Here is a 22,601-nt window from a genome sequence, read left to right as displayed (position 1 = left end):
GTCACACCGGTTCGGTCACATCGAACCGATGTGACATTCGGCCACTGCTCCCGCGAACGAAAAGAGACACCACGTGAACACCGACGTCCGGAACCCCCGGGATGCGGTCGACACCGCGCCCACCCTGGCCTCGAAGAAGAAATCGCTGTTCGCCAGCGCGGTCGGCAACGTACTCGAGTGGTACGAGTGGAGCGCCTACGCGGTCTTCGCACCGTTCATCGCCGCGGTGATGTTCAACAACTCCGATCCGATCTCCGCGCTGCTGTCGACGCTCGCGGTCTTCGCCGTCGGCTTCCTCATGCGCCCCCTCGGCGGCATCGTGTTCGGCCGCATCGCCGACCGGCGGGGCCGCAAGTTCGTCCTCGTCACCACGATGCTCATGATGGCGACGGGCAGCCTCGTCATCGGCATCATGCCCACCTACGAGTCCATCGGGGCGTGGGCGTCGCTGATCCTGCTCGCCGCGCGGATCATGCAGGGCTTCGCCCACGGCGGTGAATCGGCCACCGCCTACTCGTACGTCGGCGAGATCGCCCCGCCGCACCGCCGCGGCATGTGGGGCAGCGTCGCCTTCATCGCGATCTTCGGCGGCTCGGTCCTCGCCTACAGCATCGGCGGCGCGGTCACCTCGTCGCTCTCCGAATCCGCCGTCGCCGAATGGGGTTGGCGCATCCCGTTCCTCATCGGTGCCTGCCTGGCCCTGGTCGCCCTGTACCTGCGCCGCAGCATGGACGAGAGCGACGTGTTCGACGCCCACCAGGAGCAGGACGAGCAGCCGCGCATCCCGCGCAAGACCGTCGTCCGCGCGATCCTGCTGATGATCGGCATGACCTCCGGCATCACCGCCGCGCACTACACCTGGACGTCGTACGTCTCCACCTACGCCATCACCCAGCAGGGCATGGACCCCGACGTCGCCTACTGGATGTCGGTGATCGCCCAGTCGATCGCGCTGATCTCCCTGCCCTTCTGGGGCATGCTGTCGGACCGGATCGGCCGCCGTCCCATGCTGTTCGCGTTCGCCGGCCTGATGCTCGTGCTGCAGCTGCCGCTGACGATGATGATCTCCTCGGCCGGATGGACCCTCCTCGTCGCGACGACCGTCGCGCTGCTCGTCATCTCCGTTCCCGCGTCGGTGCTGTCGGCGACGCTGTCGGAGAGCTTCCCCACCCGGCTGCGGACCCAGGCGATCGGCTTCGCGTACTCGTTCTCCGTCGCGGTGTTCGGCGGCACCGCCCCGTACCTGAACCAGCTGCTGATCGGCCGCGGCCTCGGATGGGCGTTCAGCGTGTACATCATGGTGCTGTGCGTGCTGACCGGCATCGCCTGCATCTTCATGAGGGAGACCAAGGGCATCCGCCTCGAGCACGCCTGACGGCTCGTCCCCTGCGCCCCACCGGCATCGTGGCGGTGGGGCGCAGTCGCGTCCGCGACGGGTGGGGCGCAGTCGCGTCCGCGACGGGTGGGACGCAGTCGCGTCCGCGACGGGTGGGGCGCAGTCGCGTCCGCGACAGCCCCCGTGCCGATACGCTGGGCCTGCCGCGACGGGGGCCGACCCCGGTCGCGGTGACGCATCCCGGGTGGGCGAGGAGGCGGTGTGCAGGCACATTCCGGTCCGCAGGTGCTCCCCGGCGGCGGTCTCACTGGAAGTGAGGCCGCCGCGCGGCTGACCCGCGACGGCCCGAACCAGCTCCCCGCCGCGCGCCGGGTGCCGTGGTGGCGCAGGCTGGTCGCGCAGCTGACGCACTTCTTCGCGCTGCTGTTGTGGTTCGCCTCGGCGCTCGCGTTCGTCGCGGGCATGCCGGAGCTGGGCATCGCCGTGATCGTGGTGATCGTCGTCAACGGCATCTTCGCCTTCGTGCAGCAGGAACGCGCGGAGAAGGCCGCCGAGCGCCTCGGCGAGCTGTTGCCCACCACCATCGTGGTGCGCCGGGACGGGGCGCTGCGCACGGTCGACGCCCGAGACCTGGTGGTCGGCGACGTCGTCGTGCTCACCGGCGGTGACCGGGTCCCGGCCGATCTGAACCTTGTGGTCGCGGGCCGCTGCACCTTCGACGAGTCCACCCTCACCGGGGAAAGCGAACCGGTGCTCCGCGAGGCCGGCGCGGTCGTGTTCGCGGGCACGTTCGTCGCCGAGGGCGAATCCGAGGGCGTCGTGACCGCGACGGGTGCGCATACTCGCCTCGCCGGTATCGCGGCCCTGACCACGTCGGTGCGCCGCCCACCCGGTCCGCTCGACCGGGAGATCCAGCGCATCGTCCGGACTCTCGCCTTCGGTTCCGTCGGCGTCGGCGCGGTGTTCTTCGCCGTGTCCCTCCTGGTGGGGATCGCCTGGCGGGACGCCTTCCTCTTCGCGGTGGGCATCACCGTCGCGCTGGTACCCGAGGGACTGCTGCCCACGGTCACGCTGTCGCTGGCGATGGGGGCGCAGCGCATGGCGAGGGACAACGCGCTGGTGCGCAACCTCGAGGCCGTCGAGACCCTCGGGGCGACGACGTTCGTCTGCACCGACAAGACCGGCACGCTCACCCAGAACCGGATGAACGTCGTCGAGGCCTGGACCCCGTCCGGGACGGTCACGGTGCGCGGAGAGGGGTATGCGCCCACCGGCGAGGTGACCGGCCCGGAGCCGGCGGTGGCGGCCGCCGCGGCCGCGGGCCTCGCCGGTGCCGCCGCCTCGAAGGGCGGGATCGCCCTCGACGACGACGAGTGGCGGGCGGTCGGTGACCCGATGGAGGCGGCGATCGCCGCGTTCGCGGCGCGTCTCGCCGGCCCCGACGTGCAGCCGGGACCGGTCACCCGCCGGTTCGTGTTCGACCCGCGGCGCCGCCGGGAATCGGTGATCGTGGGCGGGCGGCTGCTGCTCAAGGGCGCACCGGACGCGGTGCTCCCGCGCTGCGCCGACCCGGGCGAGCTGATCGACCGCGCGGAGGCGGCACTCGCGAGCATGACGTCGCGGGGACTGCGGGTGCTCGCCGTCGCCCGCCGGACCCTGAGCGATTCCGGCGCGCTCACCGACCCCGGGCTCGCCGAACGCGACCTCGAACTCCTCGGCCTGCTGGGTATGGAGGATCCGCCGCGGATCGCCGTCCCGGCCGCGCTGCGGGCCGCGCGCGGCGCCGGCATCAAGGTCGCGATGCTCACCGGTGACCACCCGGAGACGGCCCGCGCCATCGCCCGCGAGATCGGCCTGCTCGGCGCAGAGGGCAAGGTGGTGCAGGGCAAGGATCTGCCGGACGACGATCAGCTGCTCGGTGCCCTCCTCGATCGCGACGGCGTCGTGATCAGCCGGGTCTCTCCGGAGCAGAAGCTGCGCGTCGCGAAGGCCCTGCAGGACCGCGGTCACGTCGTCGCGATGACCGGCGACGGTGTCAACGACGGACCGGCCCTGCGGCAGGCCGACATCGGGGTGGCGATGGGCGAGGGCGGCACCGACGTCGCGCGCGAGGCCGCGGACCTGGTGCTGCTCGACGACGACTTCGCAACCATCCTCACCGCGGTCGAGCAGGGCCGGGCCACCTACGCCAACATCCGCCGCTTCCTCAGTTATCACCTGACCTCCAACGTGGCGGAACTGACGCCGTTCGCGCTGTGGGGACTGTCGGGCGGGCAGTTTCCGCTCGCCCTGGGGGTGCTGCAGATCCTGTGCATCGACATCGGCACCGATCTGCTGCCGGCGCTGGCCCTCGGCGGTGAACCGCCGAGCCGGGACACGCTGAAGCGGCCACCGGAGCGTCGGCACCTCGTCGACCGGACCCTGCTGGTCCGGGTGTTCGGGGTTCTCGGACCGGTCGAGGCGATCGTCGAGATGAGTGCGTTCCTCGTCGCGCTCCTCGTCGCGGGTTGGCGTCCCGGAGGTGAATTTCCCACCGGTCCGGCGCTTCTCGCGGCCTCGGGCGCCGCGTTCGCCGCGGTCGTCCTGGGGCAGGTGGGCACCGCGTTCGCCTGCCGCAGCGCGTCCCGGCCGCCGTGGCAGCTCGGGTGGGGCTCGAACCGGTTGCTGCTGTGGGCCGTTCTCGTCGAGCTCGTCGCCCTCGTCGTCTTCCTGGGAGTCGTCCCGGTCGCCGACGTGCTGGGCCATGCGGTTCCGCCGCTCGAGGCGCTGGGTGTCGCGCTGCTGGGCATCCCCGCGGTCCTTGCCGCGGACTTCGTGTACAAGACGGTCCGTAGCCGCCGGTGAGTGCGGCGCGCCGGCCTCGGGGTGCGGTCCGGGACCCGCACGCGCACGATGGGACCGAAGGGAGGAGGGCACATGGATGTCGTCACAGTCACGGATCTGCACAAGCACTACGGAGACGTGCGGGCGGTCGACGGGGTGTCGTTCGCGGTGCAGGCCGGTGAGGTCTTCGCGCTGCTGGGACCGAACGGCGCGGGCAAGACCACCCTCGTCGAGATTCTCGAGGGACACCGGCGGCGCACGTCCGGAGAGGTCGACGTGCTCGGGTTCGACCCGGAGACCGGGGGACGGGACTTTCGCGAACGTATCGGAATCGTGTTGCAGGAAGCCGGTTTCGAGGAGCACTTCACCGTCCGGGAACTCGTCCGTCACTACCGGTCCCTGTATCCGCGCCGGCTGGACGTGGACGATGTCGTGGATCTCGTGGGCCTGTCGGACAAGCGCGACGCGAAAGTCGAGACCCTGTCCGGCGGTCAGCGGCGTCGCCTCGACCTGGCGCTCGGCCTCGTCGGCGATCCCGAACTGCTGTTCCTCGACGAACCCACCACCGGGTTCGATCCCGCCGCCCGGCGCCGCGCCTGGGATCTCGTCGAGGCCCTGCGCGGTCTGGGCAAGACCGTCCTGCTCACGACCCACTACATGGACGAGGCCGAGCATCTCGCGGACCGGGTGGGCATCGTCGTCGCCGGACGCATGATCGCGCTGGGCACGCCCGGCGAGATCGGCGGCGAACAGGGCAGTGCCGCCGTCGTGAGCTTCCGCCTGCCACCCGGCGCGGCACCGTCGGGGCTACCCGACCTGGGCGCACCGTTGACCACCGACGGGGCGGACTGGCAGCTGCGCACCTCCACCCCGACCGCGGCGCTGCGCCGGCTCACGGAGTGGGCCCGGGACCGCGGCCAGGAGCTGCCCGCGCTGACCGTCACCCGACCGTCCCTCGAGGACGTCTACCTCGAGCTGGTCGCCCGGCACGACGACCGGCGCGCGACCGCCCGGTCCGCGGAGGTGCCGTCGTGAGCGTCCCCCAGGCCTCCGCGCACACCGGCCGTCCGGCCGCGGCCGGTCTGTTCGCCGAGCAGCTGCGCCACACCGTCGTCGACCTGTGGCGCGCCCGGGTCGTCTTCGTCTTCACCTTCCTGTTCCCCCTCACCTGGTTGGTCGTCATCGGGTTCCTCGCCGGCAACGCCACCGTGGACGAGACCGGCGGGGTGCGCGTGATGCAGTTCGTCACGCCCACCGCGGCGGTGATGGGTGTCCTCTACGCTGCCTTTCCGACCGTGGCGACGGCCCTGGCCACCGCACGCGAACAGGGAGTCCTGAAGCGGGTACGCGGAACCCCGCTGCCGGCGTGGATCTACCTCGCCGGGCGTGTCGGGGGCGCCGTGGTGTTCGCGCTGTGCTCGGTGCTGACGATGCTGCTCGTCGGGACGGTCGTCTACGACGTGCAGATCCTGTGGCGCACCGCACCCGCCACCGTCGTGACGATCGCGGTGGGAATCGCCTGCTTCGCGGCACTCGGCCTGGCCGTGGCCGCGCTGTCCCCCACCGCTGCCGTCGCGGAGGCGGTGTCGATCGCCGCTGCGGTGGCGCTCGGGTTCGTGTCGGGACTGTTCATCGTCGGTGACATGCCGGGGTGGGCGGATTCGATCGCGGCCGTCTTCCCGCTGAAGCCGTTCGCCGAGGCGGTACAGGAGCAGTTCGATCCGTTCGCCGCCGGTGGCGGCTGGGATCTCGGCGCGCTGGCCGTGATGACGGCGTGGACCTTCGCCGCGTCCCTCGTCGCGGTGCGTGCCTTCGGCTGGGACCCCGCGCGGGGCAGCACCGGCCGCGCGTCTGCCCCGCCCGTCGCGTCCCGGCGCGCAGATCGCATGCTGGACGCCGACGTGCCCGGCCGGCCCTCCACGGCCCGACTGGTCCTCGGCCGGATCGCCTGGACCACCCGGGCGGCCGCGCGCGACCCGGGCTGGGTGTTCTTCGCGGTCGCCCTGCCGGTGGGCCTGTACGCCTTCATCATGGCCGTGCTGCCCGACGGTGCCGTCACGGTCGCCGACGTGCCCCCGGAGTTGTCCGGGGCGGCGGGCATGGCGGCGTGGGGTGCAGCGGTCACCGCGTTCGTCAACATGCCCGAGGCGGTGGTGCGGGCCCGCGACCGGGGGGTGTTGAAGCGGCTGCGCGGCACCCCGCTCGGGCCGGTCGGTTTCATGGCCGGGCACACCGTGTCGACGCTGTGGATTGCCCTGGTCACCGCAGTTCTGGTCGTGGCCGTCGGTGTCGTCTTCTTCGGCCTCGTCCTCACGTGGCCCGGCGTGTTCCTCGCCGCCGCTGTGGTGGTGCTCGGCACCGCGACGTTGGCTGCGTGCGGTTTCGCTCTCGCTGCGGTGCTGCCGAGCAGCAAGGCGGTCTCCGCGGTCGGCCTCGCGATCCTCCTCCCGCTCGCGTTCTTCTCCGACATCTTCTTCCTCGGCGACACCCCCGGTTGGATGCAGACGGTGGGATCGGCCTTTCCGTTGAAGCATTTCTCGAATTCACTTGCCGCAGCCCTGGATCCGTCCGGTCCCCGGATCCTGTGGGGCGCCATCGCGGTGATGGCTGCCTGGCTCGTCGCCGCCGCGCTCGTCGCGACGCGCACCTTCCGCTGGGGTCCGCGGGCGGAGCACGGGGCGCCGTCCGCCGCCCCACTGGGATTGCGCCGCCGCGGCTCCGGGTATGCCCGGAACAGCGCTCGCCGATGATCGGAAGGGACCGGCCATGACCACCCCCTGCCTGACCACACCCTGCCTGACCACACCCTGCCTGACCACACCCTGCCTGACCACGCCCTGCCTGACCACACCGGACCCGGACACGGGGCCGGGCTCGCCCGAGCCGGCCCCGCCCGTCCCACCGACGCCCACGCCGCCGTCACCGTTCCCGCCGGAGCCGAATCCGGTGCCGACCCCACCGGAGCCGCAGCCGCCGTTCCCGCCGGAACCGGATCCCGAGCCCTCGCCCCCGCATCCGCAGCGGCCCTTCCCTCAGATCCCCGACAACGCGATGTGACGACCTCGCCGACGGCGAGAGTGAGGAGAGCAGGTATGTCCAGCATGTTCGGCCGCACGTTGCTCGGAACGACCGCGGCGACCGCCGCGACGGCGGTGGCGGGATCGATCGCCTCGCGGGACGTGGACACGCGGTGGTACCGGCGGTTGCGCAAACCGTCGTTCCAGCCGCCGGGTGCGGTCTTTCCCGTCGTGTGGACGGCGCTGTACGCCGACATCGCGGTGAGTTCCGCGGTGGCGATCGACGAACTCGAATCGGAGGCGCGGGTCGACGAGGCCACCTACTATCGGGCCGCCCTCGCGGTGAATCTGGTGCTCAACGCGTCCTGGTCGTGGGTGTTCTTCAAGGCGCACCGGCTCGTGCCGGCGACGGTGGTCGCCGGAGCGCTCGCGGTGAGCAGTGCCGACCTGGCGCGCCGCGCCGCCGTCGCGAAGCCGGCGGCAGGGGCCGCGCTCGGTCCGTACGCGGTGTGGTGCGCGTTCGCCACGGTTCTCAGCGGCCGGATCGCGCGGCTCAACCGGTCCTGAGCGGGCGCGGAGGTCAGTAGAGCGGGTCGTGGCGGAGGCGGTCCGCGGGCACGCCGGCGGCCTGCAGCCGGAACTCGGTCGCCTGGATCATGGCGGGCGGGCCGGCGATCTGCACGTCGTGCCCCGACCAGTCCCCGGAGCCGAGCACCCACGTCTCGCCGACGCGGGCATGGCCGACGATGTACGGGCTCACCCACCCGCCGGAGACGCGACGGACATGGAACTCCACGGAACCGGCCGCGTTGCGAATCGCCGTGTGTGCCGGACGGATTACCGGGAAACGGATCTCGGGACGTACGTCCCTGCCGGTCGGGTGCTTCGGTCCTGTGGACGGCGGCTGCGGACGAAACGCCGGCGCCACCCGTGGAACCGGCACCACCTGCAGCCGGCGCGCGGTTCGATGCGAAAGTCCCTGGGGAGAAACGGAAGAGGCATCGGCCGCCGTGCCGTAGGTCAGCGCCCACGGAGGGGCCGGCGGCGGCTCGAAGGTCCCTCGACAATCGGGACCTTCGAGCCGGTGACCCCGGACGGGTGGCGTCGCTGCGCGACTACCGCTGGGCTGCAATGCGGTTGCGCATCGCCTCGAGCCCCCCGACGACGACGATCGCGATCACCACGTGCATCAGCGAGAGTGTGATCGTGCTCGGGGTGTCGAAGTCGGCGACGATCGTCGACGCGATCGTGCCGAGCGCGGCCACCGCGCCCACGACCTCGGCGACGCGGACGATGCCGAACCAGCGCAGGCTGAGCAGCGCCGCGAGACCCATGCCCACGGTGAGCGGGACGACGGTCATGACGAGAACGCCACCCGGGGCGGCGCTTTCGACGGTGTCACCGTTGGTGACCTCGAACGTGCCGCCGGCGGCGAGGCCGACGAGCCACAGGGCGATGTTGGCGACGAGAGCCACGACGACCGGGACGAGCACCGCCATCGGACGATTGAGCGAGAACGCGGGCAGGGTCGGCGTGGCGGTGCGGTCGAGAGGCTTGACAACACTCATGATGTCCTCCGGAAGGGCGGATGAACTGACGTCGCCCATCGTTCAACCTCGAGTCGACTCGAGGTCAAGTTCTTTCCTCGCGAGCTACGCGGCGGCCACGGCGCACCAGTCCACGGTGACCGAACGCGCACCGGAATGCGCGAGCATGGAACGCACGGGGCCACCCAGGCACAGCTGCCGGTCGAGCTCGCGCTGCTCGGCGTCCGGGTCGCGGGCGTCGGGGGCACCCACGAGGATCTCCGCCGGCTCGGTGCTGCGCGCGCCCTCCACCAGCAGCCGCTCCTCGTCGACGACCCGCACGGGCACGTCGTCCGATCCGACCACGTCGCCGATGAGCAGGGCCACGTAGTCGGCGTCGTCGTCCGCGTCGTGATAGGCCAGCAGCCGGCCGCGGACGGTGCCCGAGACGAGCCGCCGATCGAGAGTCAGCCCGGACCGCGCGGGCGTTCCCGCCGCGACGGCCCGCAGGCAGTGCGGCAACGTCACCCGTCGTGAGGTCCAGCTGAAGAAGGCCCCACACCCCGTGTCCATGACACTCGCTCCTCCTCGGTACGTCCGGGCGAGGTGGTCCCCGGTTCTGTGATCAGTGTGCGCCGGGGGTCCGACATGTTCCGGGAGTGCCGGAGCTGGTGCCGGAGCAGGTTCAGAGCGTGGTGCTGAGCGAGCCGGACGGAGGCGGCATCGGTGTTCAGGGCACGAGCCGTGTCGGTGATCGACAGGCCACACGCGATGCGCAGGTGCAGCACGGCGCGGTAGCGGTGCGGGAGGGCAGCGATCAGCGTCGAGGGTCGTGTCGCCGCCTTGTCCGTCGTCACCGCCTCGTCCGTCGTCACCGCGTGCGTCCTCCTCCGTCCGGTGCGGGACATCGTGTCGCGACCGGTGTCCCGGACGGAAGGGACCGGTGTCCCGATCGCGCGGGCGCCCGGCGTCTGCTGTGATGCACTCGCGACACGACGCACCCAGGGAGGCTTCCGTGAGACCGACCGCCGAGGACATCGAGCGGATGACCGCCACGCTGTTCCTGTCCGAGGACGCCCAGCCGCGGTCGCGGCGCGCGACGTTCTGGACCCTGCTCGTGCTGGCCTCGGTCATCGCCTCGGCGGGCGTCGTCGCGGACTCCACCGCCACCGTCATCGGCGCCATGATCGTCGCCCCGTTGATGACGCCGATCGTCGGGACGGCCCTGGCGGTGGTGCTCAACGATCATCGCAACCTGGTCGCCTCCGCGTTGCTCGTCGCGGCGGGTGCGGCCGCGGTGGTGGCGACGGGATACGCGGTGGGCCTGCTCGATCCACTGGATGTGCTCGCCGAGAACAACAGCCAGGTGGCGGGCCGGGTCGCGCCGCGGCTGATCGACCTCGTCGCGGCCCTGGCCACGGGCGCGGTCGGGGCGTTCGCGCTGGTGCGGCGCGACGTGTCCGACGCCCTGCCCGGGGTGGCGATCGCCATCTCGCTGGTGCCGCCGCTCGCGGTGGTGGGCCTGACCCTCGAGTCCGACGCGCCACGCCAGGCCGGTGGGGCGCTGTTGCTGTTCGCCACGAACGTCGCGGCGATCGTCGCCACCGGCACGCTGGTCTTCCTGTTCGCGGGGGTGCGCGGGGCGGCGCGCCGCGCCGGTCGCGAGGTCGGGGACCTGCGCGGCCTCAGCCTGCTCACGGTGGTGGCCGCGGTGGTGGTCGTCGCGGTGCCGCTGGGGCTGTCCAGCACCCGGGTGATCCGGCAGGAGACGCTGAAGGCCGACGTCGCTCCGGTCGCCGAGCGGTGGGCCCAGGAGCAGGGCTGGGCGATCACCGAGATCGGGTTCCGGCAGTCCGTGCTCTGGATCGAGGCGCTCGGGCCGCCGCCGGAGGCGGACCCGGCGACGCTGCGCGAGGCCCTGAACGAGGCGGGTCTGCGCGACGTCGACGTCGAGGTCACCCTCGTCATCGGGGGAACGCGGCGCCTGCCGGGCGGGTAGCGGCCGCGGTCAGCACACGACCGGCCGGTCCGCGGACGGGTCCAGCGCGGCCAGCACGAGCTGCTCGGCGACGGGATCGTAGGGGATCGAGACGTGGTCGGCGGTGTTCGCCGGGCACACGTCCTGCAGCAGGATGTTCCGCGCGCCGGGGCCGGTGAGGAACGACGCCGTGTAGGGGATGATCACCTGGTCGTATCTGGTGGCGACGACCGTGTAGGAAACCCCTTCGACGGTGTCGCTGCCCGCGTTGAGTTCGGCGAGCACGGCGTCCTGCGCGACGGACGGCGGCCCGAGCGACGGGTAGTTCGCCGGCGCCAGCCCGACGATGCGGCTGGTCTTGTCCGCCCCGCCGAGGAACCGCACGTACCACCGGGGGACGGCCCCGCCCTTGGAGTGGCCGACGACGGACACCCGCTCCGCACCGGTTGCCGCCAGGACGGCGTCGACGAACGCCGCCAGTTCGCCGGCGGCATCCGGGATCGGCTCCCGCGCCTTGAACGGCTCGGCCGGCGGGGCGCCGTAGTCGAGTGCGAACACGCAGTACCCCTCGGTCTTCAGCGCCGGCGCCAATCCGGCCCAGTTGGCGTAGGAGTTCTCCAGGAAGCCGTGGACGAGCACCACCGGCTCGGGGTGCTCCGGCACAGGCACGCAGCCGAAGTCGTTCGTCCCGGCCGGGACGACCCCGGGATGCACCAGCGAGTAGGCGAGCGCGGCGCCGAAGGTGCTCTGCGGTGGGCCGGTCGGCTCGTCGGCGGAGGCCGACGGACTCGCGGCGACACTGCCGCCCAGCACCAGGAGACCGGCGACCGCGAGTGTGCGGATCATGACGCCGATCATGCACCGCCGAGGTCCAGGCGGGGGCCGGAACGGCCGGAGGGGGAATACCGGCGAGCCCCCGCCGTTCGTATAGTTGAGCAATCAACGATTAGACGGAGGCACCCGTGCAGTTCGGCATCTTCACCATCGGCGACGTCACCCGCGACCCCACCACGGGCCGCGTCCCCACCGAGCACGAGCGGATCGTCGCCATGACGGAGATCGCGCTGAAGGCCGAGGAGGTCGGGCTCGACGTCTTTGCGAGCGGTGAGCACCACAACCCGCCCTTCGTCCCGTCGTCGCCGACCACCATGCTCGGCTGGATCGCGGCGAAGACCGAGAAACTGATCCTCTCCACGGCCACGACGCTGATCACGACGAACGACCCGGTCAAGATCGCCGAGGACTTCGCGATGCTGCAGCACCTGTCCGGCGGCCGCGTCGACCTCATGATGGGCCGGGGCAACACCGGCCCGGTCTACCCGTGGTTCGGCAAGGACATCCGCCAGGGCATCCCGCTCGCGATCGAGAACTACCACCTGCTGCGCCGGCTCTGGCGGGAGAAGGACCTCGAGTGGGAAGGCAGGTTCCGCACCCCGCTGCGCGGCTACACCTCGACTCCGTGGCCTCTCGACGACACCCCGCCGTTCGTGTGGCACGGCTCGATCCGCTCGCCGGAGATCGCCGAGCAGGCCGCGTTCTACGGCGACGGCTTCTTCCACAACAACATCTTCTGGAACCGCGAACACATCCAGCAGATGATCGGCCTCTACCGCACCCGGTTCGAGCAGTACGGCCACGGCGCCGCCGACCAGGCGATCGTCGGGCTGGGCGGCCAGGTGTTCATGGCCGAGACCGAGGAGAAGGCCAAGCGCGTCTTCCGGCCGTACTTCGACAACGCCCCCGTCTACGGTCACGGGCCGTCGCTCGAGGACTTCTCCGCGACCACCCCGCTCACCGTCGGCACCCCCGAGCAGGTGATCGAGCGCACCCTCGGCTTCGCCGACTACGCGGGCGACTACCAGCGGCAGCTGTTCCTCATGGACCACGCCGGCCTGCCCCTCGACGTGGTGCTCGAGCAGATCGAGATCCTCGGTCGCGACGTCGTGCCCGTGCTGCGCGCCGAATTCGAGCGTCGCCGCCCGGCGCACGTGCCGTCGGACCCGCCGACGCACGCCTCGCTCGTCGCCGAGGGCGCAGACTCGCCGCACCGGCTCGTGATACCCGCGAAGGTCGACCTGTCCGCCGCCGGGGAGGCCGAGACTCTCTGAGCCGAACCGGCGGTGTGACGCGCAGCGAGCCGGGTATGCCGGTCCGTATGGAGACACACAACGACAAGCGCAGGTTCGTGGCTCAGCGGCTCGACGAGATCATCGGGGCCCTCGAGACGAGTGCCCCGGGTCCCGGCGAACAGAGTCCGGTGCCGACGTCGGGGGAGTTCGACGGGTCCCTCGTGGCGGCGCAGCGGCACCGTGCCGAGATCGAGACCGCCTCGGACGAGCGGCTCGACGAGATCGCGGCCGGATACCCGGAGATCGCCGCGGCGTGGGAGCGCGACGGCTCGTCCTGAACCCGGATCACCCGGTCGCCACCCGTGCCCGCAGATCGTCCACACCCGCCCCGGACAATCGGGGCAGCGCCACGCGACGGCCGGTGAGCAGCAACAGGATCGCGGAGATCGGTCCCCGGATCTCCGGTCCCTCGCCGACCGACCACGCGACGTCGGTGGCGGTGAGCCGGTAGCCGCGCAGGGGAAGGGAGCGGAAGACCCGGGCCTTGCCCCTGCCGCCTTGGGACCACACCCGCGCGGCGACCGCGGACGCCGCGTCCGCGGGCATCCCGAGGTCGCGGTGCAGCGGGATCGCGACGTCCTGGCCGTGCACGAGGATGTCGGTCAGGGGCTCGAAGGCGGTCAGCCCCACATTGTGGCGGCGGGAGCCGATCGTCGCGCGCAGGTCCGCGATCAACCGGTCGGTCGGCAGCGCCGCCCGGTCGCGCGCGGCGGCACGGATCATCGAATTCATCGGGCCGGGATGCCGCAGGGCGATCCGGACGGCGTCCCCGACGGTCAACTGCTGCAGGGTCAGGTGGGCGGCGACGTCACGCACCGTCCAGCCGTCGCACAGCGAGGGCTGCGCCCATTCGTCGTCGGAGAGCCGTTCGAGCAGGTCGGCCGTGCGCCCTCGCGCGCTGTCGATCGCGGCCCAGATCTCGTCCTCGTTCATCATGGGGCCCCCCTTGTCAGTGGAACACCGGTGGGCGGGTCCGGGTGCGCTTGAGTTCGAAGAAGTCCGAGAACCCGGACAGCAATCGCGCGCCCTCGAAGACGCGCACGGCGTCGTCGCCGCGCGGAATCGAGTTGAGTACCGGACCGAAGAACGCGACGCCGTCGAGGTGGACGGTCGGCGTGCCGGCCTCGCGGCCCACCGGCGCCATCCCGGCGTCGTGACTGCGGCGGAGCGCGTCGTCGTACTCGGTCGAGTCGCCCGCGGACGAGAGCCGGGCCGGCAGGCCGGTCCGCTCGAGCGCACCGGCCATCGCGGTGCGATATTCGTCCGCATCGGGGTAGCGCCACCGATCGAAGATCGCGTCACCGAATGCCGTGTACAAGTCCCGCAGGACCGCCTCGCCGAACTGGACGGCGGCAGCGGTGGCCACTCGTGACGGACCGGCGGAACGTTCGATGTTGGCGAGATAGGCGGGATCGCCCGGGCGGTTCTCGTTGAGAACCCTCAGGCTCATCACATGGAATCTCAGATCGAGGGGCCGCCGGCGCTCCACTTCCAGCAGCCACCGGGACGCGATCCACGCGTACGGGCAGACGGGGTCGAAGTAGAAGTCCACGACGGGCGCTTCGTCGGCCATCTCGCACCTCCCGGGCGGGCCAACAAGTACGATGCTGGTACCAATATAGTTCGAGGATCGTACTATCTGCAAGGAGTGGGATGGCAGTCGATCTCAATACCGCCCTGCTGATGTTCATCGCCGCCCGGTCGGCGGAGAACCGCATTCTCGCGGCGCTGCGGCGCGCCGGCTACGACGACATCACGCTCGCTCAGGCGCGGGTGGCCGCCCGCATCGGACCCGACGGCACGCGGTTGACGGACCTCGCCGAGCAGGCCCAGGTGGCCAAGCAGACGGCGAGTTTCCTCGTCGACCAGCTCGAGCGGGCCGGCTACGTCGAACGCACCGTCGACCCCACCGACGCCCGTGCGCGACTCGTGCGGATCGCGCGGCGCGGCACGGAGGCCCTCCCTGTCGCCCGGGCCGAGGAGGCGCGGATCGAGGCCGAATGGACCGAGCACCTCGGCGTGCGCCGGATGAAGCAGCTGCGCGAGGCGCTCACCCTGCTCCGGGAGATCACCGATCCGTATCGGTCCACGGGAGCGTAGTCGTCCGGTCGCATCCGGCCGGGACGTCCACCCGGTGTCACGCGTGCCCTACGCCGGGAACGATGTTCGCATTCCGGTGAAAGACGTTGTGCGGATCGTACTTCGCCTTGATCTCGGCCAATCGCGCGTACTTGTCCGGACCGTAGGTGGCGCGCACCCGGTCCTGCTCGAATTCGGTCATGGAGTTGACGTACGCGCCGATGCCGACCGAATACGGGCGCAGGGCATCCCACAGGGACCGGGCCCAGGCTCGCTCCGGTGGCAGCAGTGCGGGATCGGGACAGACGCCGACGATGAAGACGGCGAAGCGTGGCGTCCGTCCGCCGCCGAAGGCGGTGTCGTCCTCCCCGGTCTCGCAGTACGCCTCGTCCAGCCGGTAGAACAACAGGAGCGACAGAGGCGAAGTCTTCTGCGGCACGAACTCGACCACGGTCTCGATGACGTCGTCGGAGAGAGCTTCGAGGTAGCAGCCCTTGTCGTAGCAGTGGAAGCCCCACGCGTTGCTCTCGTCGAGCAGCTGTTGCACGTCTGGATAGGGCATCGGCGTGACGAACTCGAACAGTGGTGGCAGAGCGCGCCGAATTCGCGTCAGCACGTCCTCGTGCGTCTGCGCTGCTCCGAAACCGGTGACCAGAAGGGCATAGCCGGGCTGCAGATGGTACTGCTCGGGCACGAACGGGGCCGGTGGGGCGTTCACGCCGGCAACCACGATGTTCAGCTCGCGCGGCAGCGTACCGATCACCTCCCGGGCGAGCCGCAGCACCTCGGTGCCCTGATCCAGGCCCCAGAACAGGAGTCCGAATTGCACGACGGGACCGGCCTCGTGCAGGCGGAACTCGAATTCCGTCACCACACCGAAGTTTCCGCCGCCGCCCCGGATGGCCCAGAACAGGTCCGCATTCTCGTCCTCGGCGGCGCGCAGGATCCGGCCGTCGGAGGTGACCACCTCGGCCGATTCGAGGTTGTCTATGGTCAATCCGGCCTGCCGCGTGAGCCAGCCCATTCCTCCGCCCAGCGTGAGTCCCGCGACGCCCGTGTGACTGATCAGCCCAGCCGGGACGGCGAGTCCGTGGGCCTGTGTGGCGGCATCGAGATCACGCAGCAGGGCGCCGCCACCGACCCGCGCCCGTCTGCGCTCCGGGTCGACGACGACGTGATCCATCGATCCGAGGTCGATCACGAGGCCGTCGTCGACGACCGACGCGCCTGCGGTGCTGTGGGCGCCCGCGCGCACAGCCAGCTCCAGTCCGTGCCCGGTCGCATAGGCGATCGCCGCCTGAACATCGGCGGTACTCCGGCACTGTGCGATCGCGGCCGGGCGGCGGTCGATGTCGGCGTTCCACACCGTGCGCGCTTCGTCGTAGTCCGCGTCGCCGGGTCCGAGAACCGGGCCCTCCATCGCGGCCCGCAGCATGCCGAGGTCGCCGGTCGTGTGAGTCATGTGTTCTCCAGACGTTGCCGGGCGCAGGCGGGATCCTCTCCGGCGAGGCGTTCGGCGCGCTCCCGGATGCCGAGCAGCATCCTGCGCATCATCGGAAAATCGGCCAGTTCCATCAGTGCGACGGTGAGCGGCAGCGACGGTGTGGGCCGGTAGGCGGCCTGCAACCGGCTCACGAGCCGGGTCCGTCGCCCGCCGTCGACGGGATCGAGGCGCCACGACCACGTCGAATCCGGCTTCGCCCACACCAGGTAGCGCCCCGGATCGAAGGAGTGCACCCGGAAGGACGTCGCCGCCGTGGCCGGACTCGCCATCGGCGCCGCCACGTCGCCGACCTCGATGCACTGCAGGCGTGGATCGATCGTCGTCGCGCTGGGCCGCCCCAGGTTGTCGAGACGGTCGTAGGAGTAGAAGCCGGCCCGGTTGTAGCCGACCTGGACGATCCACGGCCACACGCACTCGGCCGGCGCGTCGATCGTGAGGGCGCGGGTCGCGCTGAACGCGGCCGAGGAGAGGATGTCGTCTCCGGGCATCGGGCCGGCGCACTCGGCAGTCGTCGCTCCCCACCGCCGGTGCCACCGGCGATACAGGACGAAGGCACTCACCGCTGTCGCAACTGCGGCGAGCGTGCGGATCGCCATGAGAGAACTGTTCCACACCGGAGCCGGGGAGAGAAGGTCCCGGCGGTCCTGCTCATCGGGCGGCCCGGAGGGCGAGGGCGGCCTGCACCACCGCGGCATGGGTGAGCGCCTGCGGGTAGTTGCCGAGGAAGGCGCCGGTGGCGGGATCCACTTCTTCCGGAAGAAGGCCGAGGGTGCCGGTGCGCCGCAGCAGGGTTTCGAACAGCTCCTCGGCTTCCGTCCGCCGGCCGGTGAGGGCCAGCGCCTGGACCAGCCAGAAGGAGCACGGCAGGAACGCGCCCTCGCCTCCGGGCAGTCCGTCCTGGCCGGGCGGATACCGGTAGAGCAGCGGACCTCCGGCCGACAGCTCGCGCCGGATCGCGTCGATCGTGCCCCTCACCCGGTGCGAGTCCGGGTCGTCGATGCCCAGCACGGGAAGCACGAGCAGGGCGGCATCGACGTCGCGGGAGCCGTAGGTACGGGTGTAGCGGTCTCCGAGCCGGTCGAAGCCGCGAGCGCGCACCTCCGTGGCGACGGCGTCCCGCGCTGCGCGCCAGCGCCGGCGGCGACGGGCGGACAGGCGATGGGTCTCGCCGATGCGCAAGGCACGGTCGAGGGCCAGCCAGGCCATCGTCTTCGAGTGCACATGGTGGGCGGCGTCGGCGCGGATCTCCCAGATGCCGGCATCCGGATCGCGCCACCGTTCGCAGACATGATCGGTGAATCCGCGTACCATTCGCCAGGTTTCGGAATTCAGCGACCGGCCGGTCCGGACGAACGCCCACGCGGCGTCGACGACCCAGCCGTAGCCGTCGAGTTGGTGCTGGTCGGCCGCGTCGTTGCCGAACCGCACGGGGGCGCTGCCGGCGAAGCCGGGCCATCCCGCCAGGGTGCGTTCGGCGGGTCCGGGCCGGCCGTCGAGTGTGAACAGGACCGGCAGGCGGGGTCGCTGCAGACGGCTCGCGTGCAGGAGCCACCCGAGGAACCCGCGTGCCTCGTCGACCTTGCCGGCCCCGAGAAACGCCGCGACGCCGATGCCGGCGTCGCGCGGCCAGGCGTAGCGGTAGTCCCAGTTCCGGATCCCCCCGAGCCGTTCGGGCAGCGACGTCGTCGGCGCGGCCACCGGTGCGCCGGAGGGAGAGTAGGTGAGCAGACGCAGCGTCAGCAGGCTTCGCACGACGGCCTCCCGGTAGGGCAGGTCGTGAGCGATGTCCGCCGTCCATGTCCGCCAGCGTGCCTCGTCCTCGGCCACGAGCTCCCACGCCGCGCCAGGAGTGAGGTGGATCAGCGGCTCGCGGTGAGCCACGGCCAGGACGACGGTGACCGGGTGGCCCGGGGACACGTGGATCGAGGTCGGCCGGCCCGGCGTGATCGAGGTTCCGGGATCGCAGGCCAGCGACAGGGCGAGCGAGCCCCACTCGCACACGAGATCGGGACCGCGCCGCCGAACCTTGGGCGCGCGGTGCCGTTCGCCGAACCTGGGGTCGAAATCGACTGCGGCTCGGACAGATCCGCCCTCGGCAGAGAGTTGCCGCACCAGGACCGTCGCCGGTAGCAGCCGCCCGGCCACCTCCGCGATCATCGCCTCGCGCAGGGTGAGCCGGGCGTTGCCGAGATCCCAGGTCGTCTCCAGCGTCGCGGTGTGCGTCCGGTAGCGGCGCCGGACGACAGGGGCGGGCCCGTCGGGGCCGAGCCGGAACCGCCCCGCCTGGGCCCCGCCGACGAGCCGGCCGAAGACGGGGTCTGCGTCGAAGCGCGGCACGCAGAGCCAGTCGAGCGATCCGTCCTCGGAGACCAGCGCCGCAGTGCGGGTGTCGCCGAGCAGGCCGTAGTCCTCGATCCGGGACGGCACGGCCGCGTCGTCCCGGATCCGTTCGAAAGTGCTTGCCGTGAAGGTCACTTCAGTTCACCTGCAACAGCAGTCCGAGTGCGACGCCGTAGACGAGATGTGCGACGACGGCGACGGTCGGGGTTTGGGCGCCGTAGTTCAGGCCCAGCAGGCCGGGCGGTTCGAGGACGGCGGTGCTGCGCGGGCCGGCTCGCTGGGATGCCATACGTGGATGCACGCCCGGCAGCAGCGGCAGCAGAACCGTCAAGGCGACGACGCCGTGCAGCAGGCCGAGCGCCATGCCGAGCCACCACGTCGCCTGATGGAGAAGTGCGAAGGTGGCGGCGTACCCCAGGGCGAAGCCCTGGCCGATCGCGAGGTGGACGAGGAAGCCGACCACCCGGGCGCGGTCCGGGTCGGGGGTGACGGCCGTGCCGAGCACCAACGGCAGGTCCAGTCGGCTGAAACCGGCCAGTTGGGCGGCGATCATGACCGCCGTCAGGACGGTGGTGGCCAGCGATCCGAAGAGTGCCCATCCGGCCCAGTCCATGGCATTTCACCTTCGGGTGCGGGAGCGGCAGATCCACGGCCGGCGTCCGCCGTGGCCCTGCCGCTCGAATTCACGGGGCGCCGGCGGCGACTCTGCGCCGGGCGGCCGGGGCGGTAGCCAGCCGGGCCAGGGCGAGGGCGGCGACCGCCAGTCCGACGTCGCGCAGTGCGATGTCGAGGTAGCCGCCCAGGGTGAGCAGATCGACGATGATGCCGAGCAGCCATGCGGCGACGACGTAGCCGCCGATCGCAGGCCGGATCGCGACGAGGATGCCGGCGAGGATCTCGACCGCTCCCACCGCGAGCATGGCCTGGTGGGCGGTGCCGGGGACGATGTCGTCGATCCAGGGGGCGAGATAGTGCTCCCACTCGGTGAGCAGGTTCGTGAACTTGTCGAGGCCGAAGGCGATCGGAGCGACGGTGAAGACGGTCCGGAGGAGGATGAATGCCTGGCGTGCTCCGACCTCGGCGTCGGTGCGGGTGTGAGGGGATGTGGCAGGGGAGAGAGGTGAGGGGCTCATCGAAGTCTCCTGACTTCTAAAAGAGAGTAGGCTCTATTTTAGATATGTGACGTAGATTACGTCAAGAAGTTTCTCTTTTAGAAGGAGGACGAGCGTGCAGGACGAGTTCGCGGAGCAGGCCGCAGGGATCGGGGCGCTGGCGGACCCGGTCCGGCGCTCGCTCTACCGCTACGTCGTCGCGCAGGCGGACGCGGTCGGACGCGAGGAGGCGGCGGCCGCGGCAGGGGTGCCGGTGCACGCGGCGAAATTCCACCTCGACCGGCTCGTGGCCGACGGGCTGCTCGAGACCGAGTTCCGACGGCTCTCGGGACGGACCGGGCCGGGCGCAGGACGGCCGTCGAAGCTCTACCGGCGCTCGTCGCAGGAGTTGTCGATCTCCCTGCCCGAGCGTCGCTACGACCTGGCGGGGGAGATCCTGGCAGCTGCCATCGAGCGATCGATGCGGGAGTCGGTGCCCATCGCGGACGCGGTGCGAAGCGCCGCCGCCGAACGAGGGCGGCGGATCGCGGTGGAGCAGGCCCCGGCGACCTCGGCCGACGACCCCGCAAGCGGAGACGATGCCGAGACGCCCGCCGGCCTCGAGGGCGTGGCGCGCGTACTCGCCCGGCACGGCTACGAGCCGCGCCTGTCCGGCGACGGCCAGATCCGGTTGGCGAACTGCCCGTTCGACCGGCTGGCCGGCGAACACCGGGACCTGGTCTGCGGCATGAACCTCGCCCTGGTCGAGGCGGTCGTCGCCGGGCTCGGGGCTGCCGGTCTCGACACTGCCGGTCTCGACACAGAGCTCGCACCGGAACCGGGATTCTGCTGCGTCCGGATCCGGAGCGGGGGCCGGTGAACGGCCGGCGGCGCCGCACCGGTCCCGCCGCGGACGACGGGACCGCACCGGCCGTGCGGTCCCGTCCGGGTGTCAGAGCCCGAGAGCTGCGGCTACCTCGCGCAGGGCCGGGACCGGGTCGTCACGCATCGGCAGGGTCTGCACCGCGACGTGGTCCGCCCCGGCGTCGAGGTGCTCTCGCAGCCGGGTCGCGATGTACTCCGCGTCGCCGTGCGCGACGAGTGCGTCGACGACCCGGTCGGTGCCGTCGTTGTCGAGTTCCTCGGCGGTGAAGCCGGTGCGTTCCAGATTCGCGCGGTAGTTGCGCAGTTTCAGATACGGGTTGGCCACGGCCTTGCGGCCGACGTCGCGGGCCGTGGCGACGTCGGTGGACAGCACGATCTTCTGCTCGGGCGCGAGCACGACGTCCGGGCCGAGCACGTCGCGCGCCTCACGGGTGTGCTCGGGGGTGGTGAGGTAGGGATGGGCCCCGGCGGACCGGTCTGCGGACAGCTTCAGCACCTTCGGTCCCAGCGCGGCGAGCACCCGCCGCGCCGCGGGTACGCCCTCGCGGTCGAGCACGTCCAGGTATTCGACCAGCGCCGTGTACGGCTTGCGGTACGTCTCACCGTGCGCCTCGGGGTGGCCGACGCCGACCCCGAGCAGGAAGCGGCCGGGGTGGCGCTCCTCGAGCCGGTGGTAGGAGGCGGCGATCTCGTCGGCGGGAGCGGTCCAGATGTTGACGATGCCGGTGGCGACGACCACGGTCTCGGTGGCGTCGAGGAGGCGTTCGGCCACCTCGAGGTCGGCGGGCGGTGAGCCGCCGATCCAGATCGTGCCGTAACCGAGTTTCTCGATCTCGGCCCCGGTCTCCGGGGGGAGACCGGTCGCGTGCCGCCAGACGCCGAAACGGCCGAGCGGGGGAGTCTGCGTCGAGTTCTCTGCCTTCGTCGAATCCGTCACGCCGAGTCCAACCTCCACCGGTTCCGGTTTCATTCCGTCGGGCCGCGGCGGATATCGATCCCGCAACGGTTGCGTCTTTCGTGCTGCGGGGGCGGCGCACGGGTTTCGTGTCGCGTTAGCGTGGAGGGCGATCACCCACTCCCCCCTGCGTGGGTGATCCGCCGGAAGGACCTCGCGGTCGTGCCGGCGCCCGACGACCCCGCCGGCGCTCTCGGATGTATGCGCCGGCGGGGTCCGTGCGTTTTCGGCGGGCTCGGCGGCCTCGGCTCACCCCTGTCGGCGCCGCAGCACCAGGTAGATGATCAGCGCCAGCAGCGCCCCGACGGCCACCGCCGGCCCGACCCTCTTCAGCACCGACCCGCGGGCGAACTGCATCAGGTCCAGCGGGGCAGCCTCGGTGGGTTGCGCCGCCGGGGCCGGGGTCACCGGCGCGACCGCCGGTGCGGCGGGCGCGGCGGGTGTGACCGCTTCCGGCGTCGGGGCCGGGGCCGGGGCGGCGGGCGGGCCGCCGAGCTTGTCCGCCAGGCACGCCGTGAACTGCTCGATGATCTTGCCGCCGACGTCGGAGATCATGCCCCGGCCGAACTGGGCGGGCTTGCCCGTGATGGACAGGTCGGTCACGACGGTGCCTTCGGTGCGGTCGCCGTCGCCGGTGAGCGTGATCGTGAACGTCGCGTTCACGGTGCCGTTGCCGCGCGAGTCCTTCGCCGCGGCCTCCATGACCGCGCGACGCGCCTGCTCGTCGGTCTCGACGAACTTGCCGGTGCCCTTGTACAGCAGCTGCACCGGCCCCATCTTGATCTTCACCGTGCCGGTGAAGGCGTTGCCGTCGACGCCGGTGAGGGTGGCCCCGGGCATGCAGGGTGCCACCTTCTCCGGATCGAGCAGTGCCGTCCACACCTCGTCGACGGGTGCCGGCACGGACATGTGGTGTTCGAGTTGCATGGTTTTCGTCT

Annotated in this window: 24 protein-coding genes; 10 read left to right on the top strand and 14 right to left on the bottom strand. The window is 71.4% G+C overall.

Annotated elements, in window-relative coordinates; translation table 11 throughout:
- Nucleotides 1-73: 73 nt before the first annotated feature.
- The 5 genes from QNA09_RS22655 (at nucleotide 74) to QNA09_RS22635 (ending at nucleotide 7,743) form a co-directional block, all read left to right on the top strand.
- Nucleotides 74-1,375 (top strand): MFS transporter, encoded by a 1,302-nt coding sequence (locus QNA09_RS22655; RefSeq protein ID WP_119700185.1) that lies wholly within the window; start codon nucleotides 74-76, stop codon nucleotides 1,373-1,375.
- Between the two features lie 222 nt (nucleotides 1,376-1,597).
- Complete coding sequence (locus tag QNA09_RS22650; RefSeq protein ID WP_119700184.1) at nucleotides 1,598-4,180, top strand: cation-transporting P-type ATPase; 2,583 nt, start codon at nucleotides 1,598-1,600, stop codon at nucleotides 4,178-4,180.
- Nucleotides 4,181-4,252: 72 nt separating this feature from the next.
- Nucleotides 4,253-5,194, top strand: a complete 942-nt coding sequence (locus tag QNA09_RS22645) for an ABC transporter ATP-binding protein (protein ID WP_119700183.1) — start codon at nucleotides 4,253-4,255, stop codon at nucleotides 5,192-5,194.
- Complete coding sequence (locus tag QNA09_RS22640) at nucleotides 5,191-6,909, top strand: ABC transporter permease (protein ID WP_119700182.1); 1,719 nt, start codon at nucleotides 5,191-5,193, stop codon at nucleotides 6,907-6,909. Before QNA09_RS22645 ends, QNA09_RS22640 begins: the two co-directional genes overlap by 4 nt.
- A gap of 342 nt (nucleotides 6,910-7,251) precedes the next feature.
- Nucleotides 7,252-7,743: a TspO/MBR family protein gene (locus QNA09_RS22635; RefSeq protein ID WP_010594181.1), complete on the top strand. Its 492-nt coding sequence runs from the start codon at nucleotides 7,252-7,254 to the stop codon at nucleotides 7,741-7,743.
- Nucleotides 7,744-7,756: 13 nt separating this feature from the next.
- Here QNA09_RS22635 and QNA09_RS22630 read toward each other — a convergent pair whose 3' ends face one another.
- The 4 genes from QNA09_RS22630 to QNA09_RS22615 all read right to left on the bottom strand — a co-directional run bounded on the left by QNA09_RS22630 (nucleotide 7,757) and on the right by QNA09_RS22615 (nucleotide 9,577).
- Complete coding sequence (locus QNA09_RS22630) at nucleotides 7,757-7,972, bottom strand: hypothetical protein (RefSeq protein ID WP_010594180.1); 216 nt, start codon at nucleotides 7,970-7,972, stop codon at nucleotides 7,757-7,759.
- A gap of 319 nt (nucleotides 7,973-8,291) precedes the next feature.
- On the bottom strand, nucleotides 8,292-8,744 hold the full coding sequence (locus QNA09_RS22625) for a DUF6069 family protein (protein ID WP_010594179.1): 453 nt from the start codon (nucleotides 8,742-8,744) through the stop codon (nucleotides 8,292-8,294).
- A gap of 84 nt (nucleotides 8,745-8,828) precedes the next feature.
- Nucleotides 8,829-9,275, bottom strand: a complete 447-nt coding sequence (locus QNA09_RS22620) for a hypothetical protein (RefSeq protein ID WP_225222707.1) — start codon at nucleotides 9,273-9,275, stop codon at nucleotides 8,829-8,831.
- Entirely contained in the window at nucleotides 9,227-9,577 is a 351-nt protein-coding gene (locus QNA09_RS22615; RefSeq protein WP_017680167.1) for a sigma factor-like helix-turn-helix DNA-binding protein, read from the bottom strand. Before QNA09_RS22615 ends, QNA09_RS22620 begins: the two co-directional genes overlap by 49 nt.
- 140 nt (nucleotides 9,578-9,717) lie before the next feature.
- On the opposite strand from QNA09_RS22615, the gene QNA09_RS22610 reads away from it, so the two are divergent.
- On the top strand, nucleotides 9,718-10,701 hold the full coding sequence (locus QNA09_RS22610) for a DUF389 domain-containing protein (RefSeq protein WP_017680166.1): 984 nt from the start codon (nucleotides 9,718-9,720) through the stop codon (nucleotides 10,699-10,701).
- Nucleotides 10,702-10,710: 9 nt separating this feature from the next.
- On the opposite strand, the gene QNA09_RS22605 is transcribed toward QNA09_RS22610, so the two are convergent.
- On the bottom strand, nucleotides 10,711-11,538 hold the full coding sequence (locus tag QNA09_RS22605; RefSeq protein WP_017680165.1) for a triacylglycerol lipase: 828 nt from the start codon (nucleotides 11,536-11,538) through the stop codon (nucleotides 10,711-10,713).
- A gap of 104 nt (nucleotides 11,539-11,642) precedes the next feature.
- Here QNA09_RS22605 and QNA09_RS22600 point away from each other — a divergent pair, with 104 nt between their 5' ends.
- Together QNA09_RS22600 and QNA09_RS22595 are read left to right on the top strand one after the other, a co-directional pair.
- The gene (locus QNA09_RS22600; protein WP_119700181.1) at nucleotides 11,643-12,788 is read left to right on the top strand and encodes an LLM class flavin-dependent oxidoreductase; all 1,146 of its coding nucleotides are present in this window, start codon (nucleotides 11,643-11,645) and stop codon (nucleotides 12,786-12,788) included.
- 47 nt (nucleotides 12,789-12,835) lie between these two features.
- A complete protein-coding gene (locus tag QNA09_RS22595; protein WP_003938681.1) occupies nucleotides 12,836-13,087 on the top strand; it encodes a hypothetical protein in 252 nt (83 codons plus the stop codon).
- Between the two features lie 7 nt (nucleotides 13,088-13,094).
- Here the strand turns inward: QNA09_RS22595 and QNA09_RS22590 are convergent, their stop codons facing one another.
- Nucleotides 13,095-13,745: a maleylpyruvate isomerase family mycothiol-dependent enzyme gene (locus tag QNA09_RS22590; RefSeq protein WP_119700180.1), complete on the bottom strand. Its 651-nt coding sequence runs from the start codon at nucleotides 13,743-13,745 to the stop codon at nucleotides 13,095-13,097.
- A 13-nt stretch (nucleotides 13,746-13,758) separates the two neighbouring features.
- The gene (locus QNA09_RS22585; protein ID WP_017680161.1) at nucleotides 13,759-14,382 is read right to left on the bottom strand and encodes a DsbA family protein; all 624 of its coding nucleotides are present in this window, start codon (nucleotides 14,380-14,382) and stop codon (nucleotides 13,759-13,761) included.
- Between the two features lie 80 nt (nucleotides 14,383-14,462).
- Here QNA09_RS22585 and QNA09_RS22580 point away from each other — a divergent pair, with 80 nt between their 5' ends.
- On the top strand, nucleotides 14,463-14,909 hold the full coding sequence (locus QNA09_RS22580; protein WP_017680160.1) for a MarR family winged helix-turn-helix transcriptional regulator: 447 nt from the start codon (nucleotides 14,463-14,465) through the stop codon (nucleotides 14,907-14,909).
- Between the two features lie 37 nt (nucleotides 14,910-14,946).
- Here QNA09_RS22580 and QNA09_RS22575 read toward each other — a convergent pair whose 3' ends face one another.
- From QNA09_RS22575 to QNA09_RS22555, 5 genes are all read right to left on the bottom strand, one after another.
- Nucleotides 14,947-16,350 carry an FAD-binding oxidoreductase gene (locus tag QNA09_RS22575; RefSeq protein WP_119700179.1) on the bottom strand — a complete coding sequence of 468 codons (1,404 nt, stop codon included), beginning with the start codon at nucleotides 16,348-16,350 and terminating at the stop codon, nucleotides 14,947-14,949.
- Nucleotides 16,347-16,988 (bottom strand): hypothetical protein, encoded by a 642-nt coding sequence (locus QNA09_RS22570; RefSeq protein WP_102031739.1) that lies wholly within the window; start codon nucleotides 16,986-16,988, stop codon nucleotides 16,347-16,349. The genes QNA09_RS22575 and QNA09_RS22570 overlap by 4 nt, the downstream gene beginning before the upstream one ends.
- 52 nt (nucleotides 16,989-17,040) lie before the next feature.
- Entirely contained in the window at nucleotides 17,041-18,867 is a 1,827-nt protein-coding gene (locus QNA09_RS22565) for a glycoside hydrolase family 15 protein (protein WP_102031738.1), read from the bottom strand.
- A gap of 1 nt (nucleotide 18,868) precedes the next feature.
- On the bottom strand, nucleotides 18,869-19,345 hold the full coding sequence (locus QNA09_RS22560) for a hypothetical protein (RefSeq protein ID WP_010594167.1): 477 nt from the start codon (nucleotides 19,343-19,345) through the stop codon (nucleotides 18,869-18,871).
- A 70-nt stretch (nucleotides 19,346-19,415) separates the two neighbouring features.
- Nucleotides 19,416-19,865, bottom strand: coding sequence for a hypothetical protein (locus QNA09_RS22555; RefSeq protein ID WP_010594166.1), 450 nt, complete (start codon nucleotides 19,863-19,865; stop codon nucleotides 19,416-19,418).
- A 94-nt stretch (nucleotides 19,866-19,959) separates the two neighbouring features.
- Here QNA09_RS22555 and QNA09_RS22550 point away from each other — a divergent pair, with 94 nt between their 5' ends.
- Nucleotides 19,960-20,703: a metalloregulator ArsR/SmtB family transcription factor gene (locus QNA09_RS22550; protein ID WP_048771316.1), complete on the top strand. Its 744-nt coding sequence runs from the start codon at nucleotides 19,960-19,962 to the stop codon at nucleotides 20,701-20,703.
- Nucleotides 20,704-20,775: 72 nt separating this feature from the next.
- Here the strand turns inward: QNA09_RS22550 and QNA09_RS22545 are convergent, their stop codons facing one another.
- Both QNA09_RS22545 and QNA09_RS22540 read right to left on the bottom strand, forming a co-directional pair.
- Nucleotides 20,776-21,678 carry an LLM class F420-dependent oxidoreductase gene (locus QNA09_RS22545; protein WP_010594164.1) on the bottom strand — a complete coding sequence of 301 codons (903 nt, stop codon included), beginning with the start codon at nucleotides 21,676-21,678 and terminating at the stop codon, nucleotides 20,776-20,778.
- 234 nt (nucleotides 21,679-21,912) lie between these two features.
- Nucleotides 21,913-22,590: an SRPBCC family protein gene (locus QNA09_RS22540; protein WP_064066249.1), complete on the bottom strand. Its 678-nt coding sequence runs from the start codon at nucleotides 22,588-22,590 to the stop codon at nucleotides 21,913-21,915.
- Nucleotides 22,591-22,601 lie beyond the last annotated feature (11 nt).

The sequence above is a fragment of the Rhodococcus sp. AH-ZY2 genome, assembly GCF_030916465.1.
In the GTDB taxonomy this organism is placed as follows: Bacteria; Actinomycetota; Actinomycetes; order Mycobacteriales; family Mycobacteriaceae; genus Rhodococcus; species Rhodococcus ruber.
The sequence above is the reverse complement of the archived record's forward strand: the minus strand, read 5'-3'. Positions and strand labels throughout refer to the sequence as shown.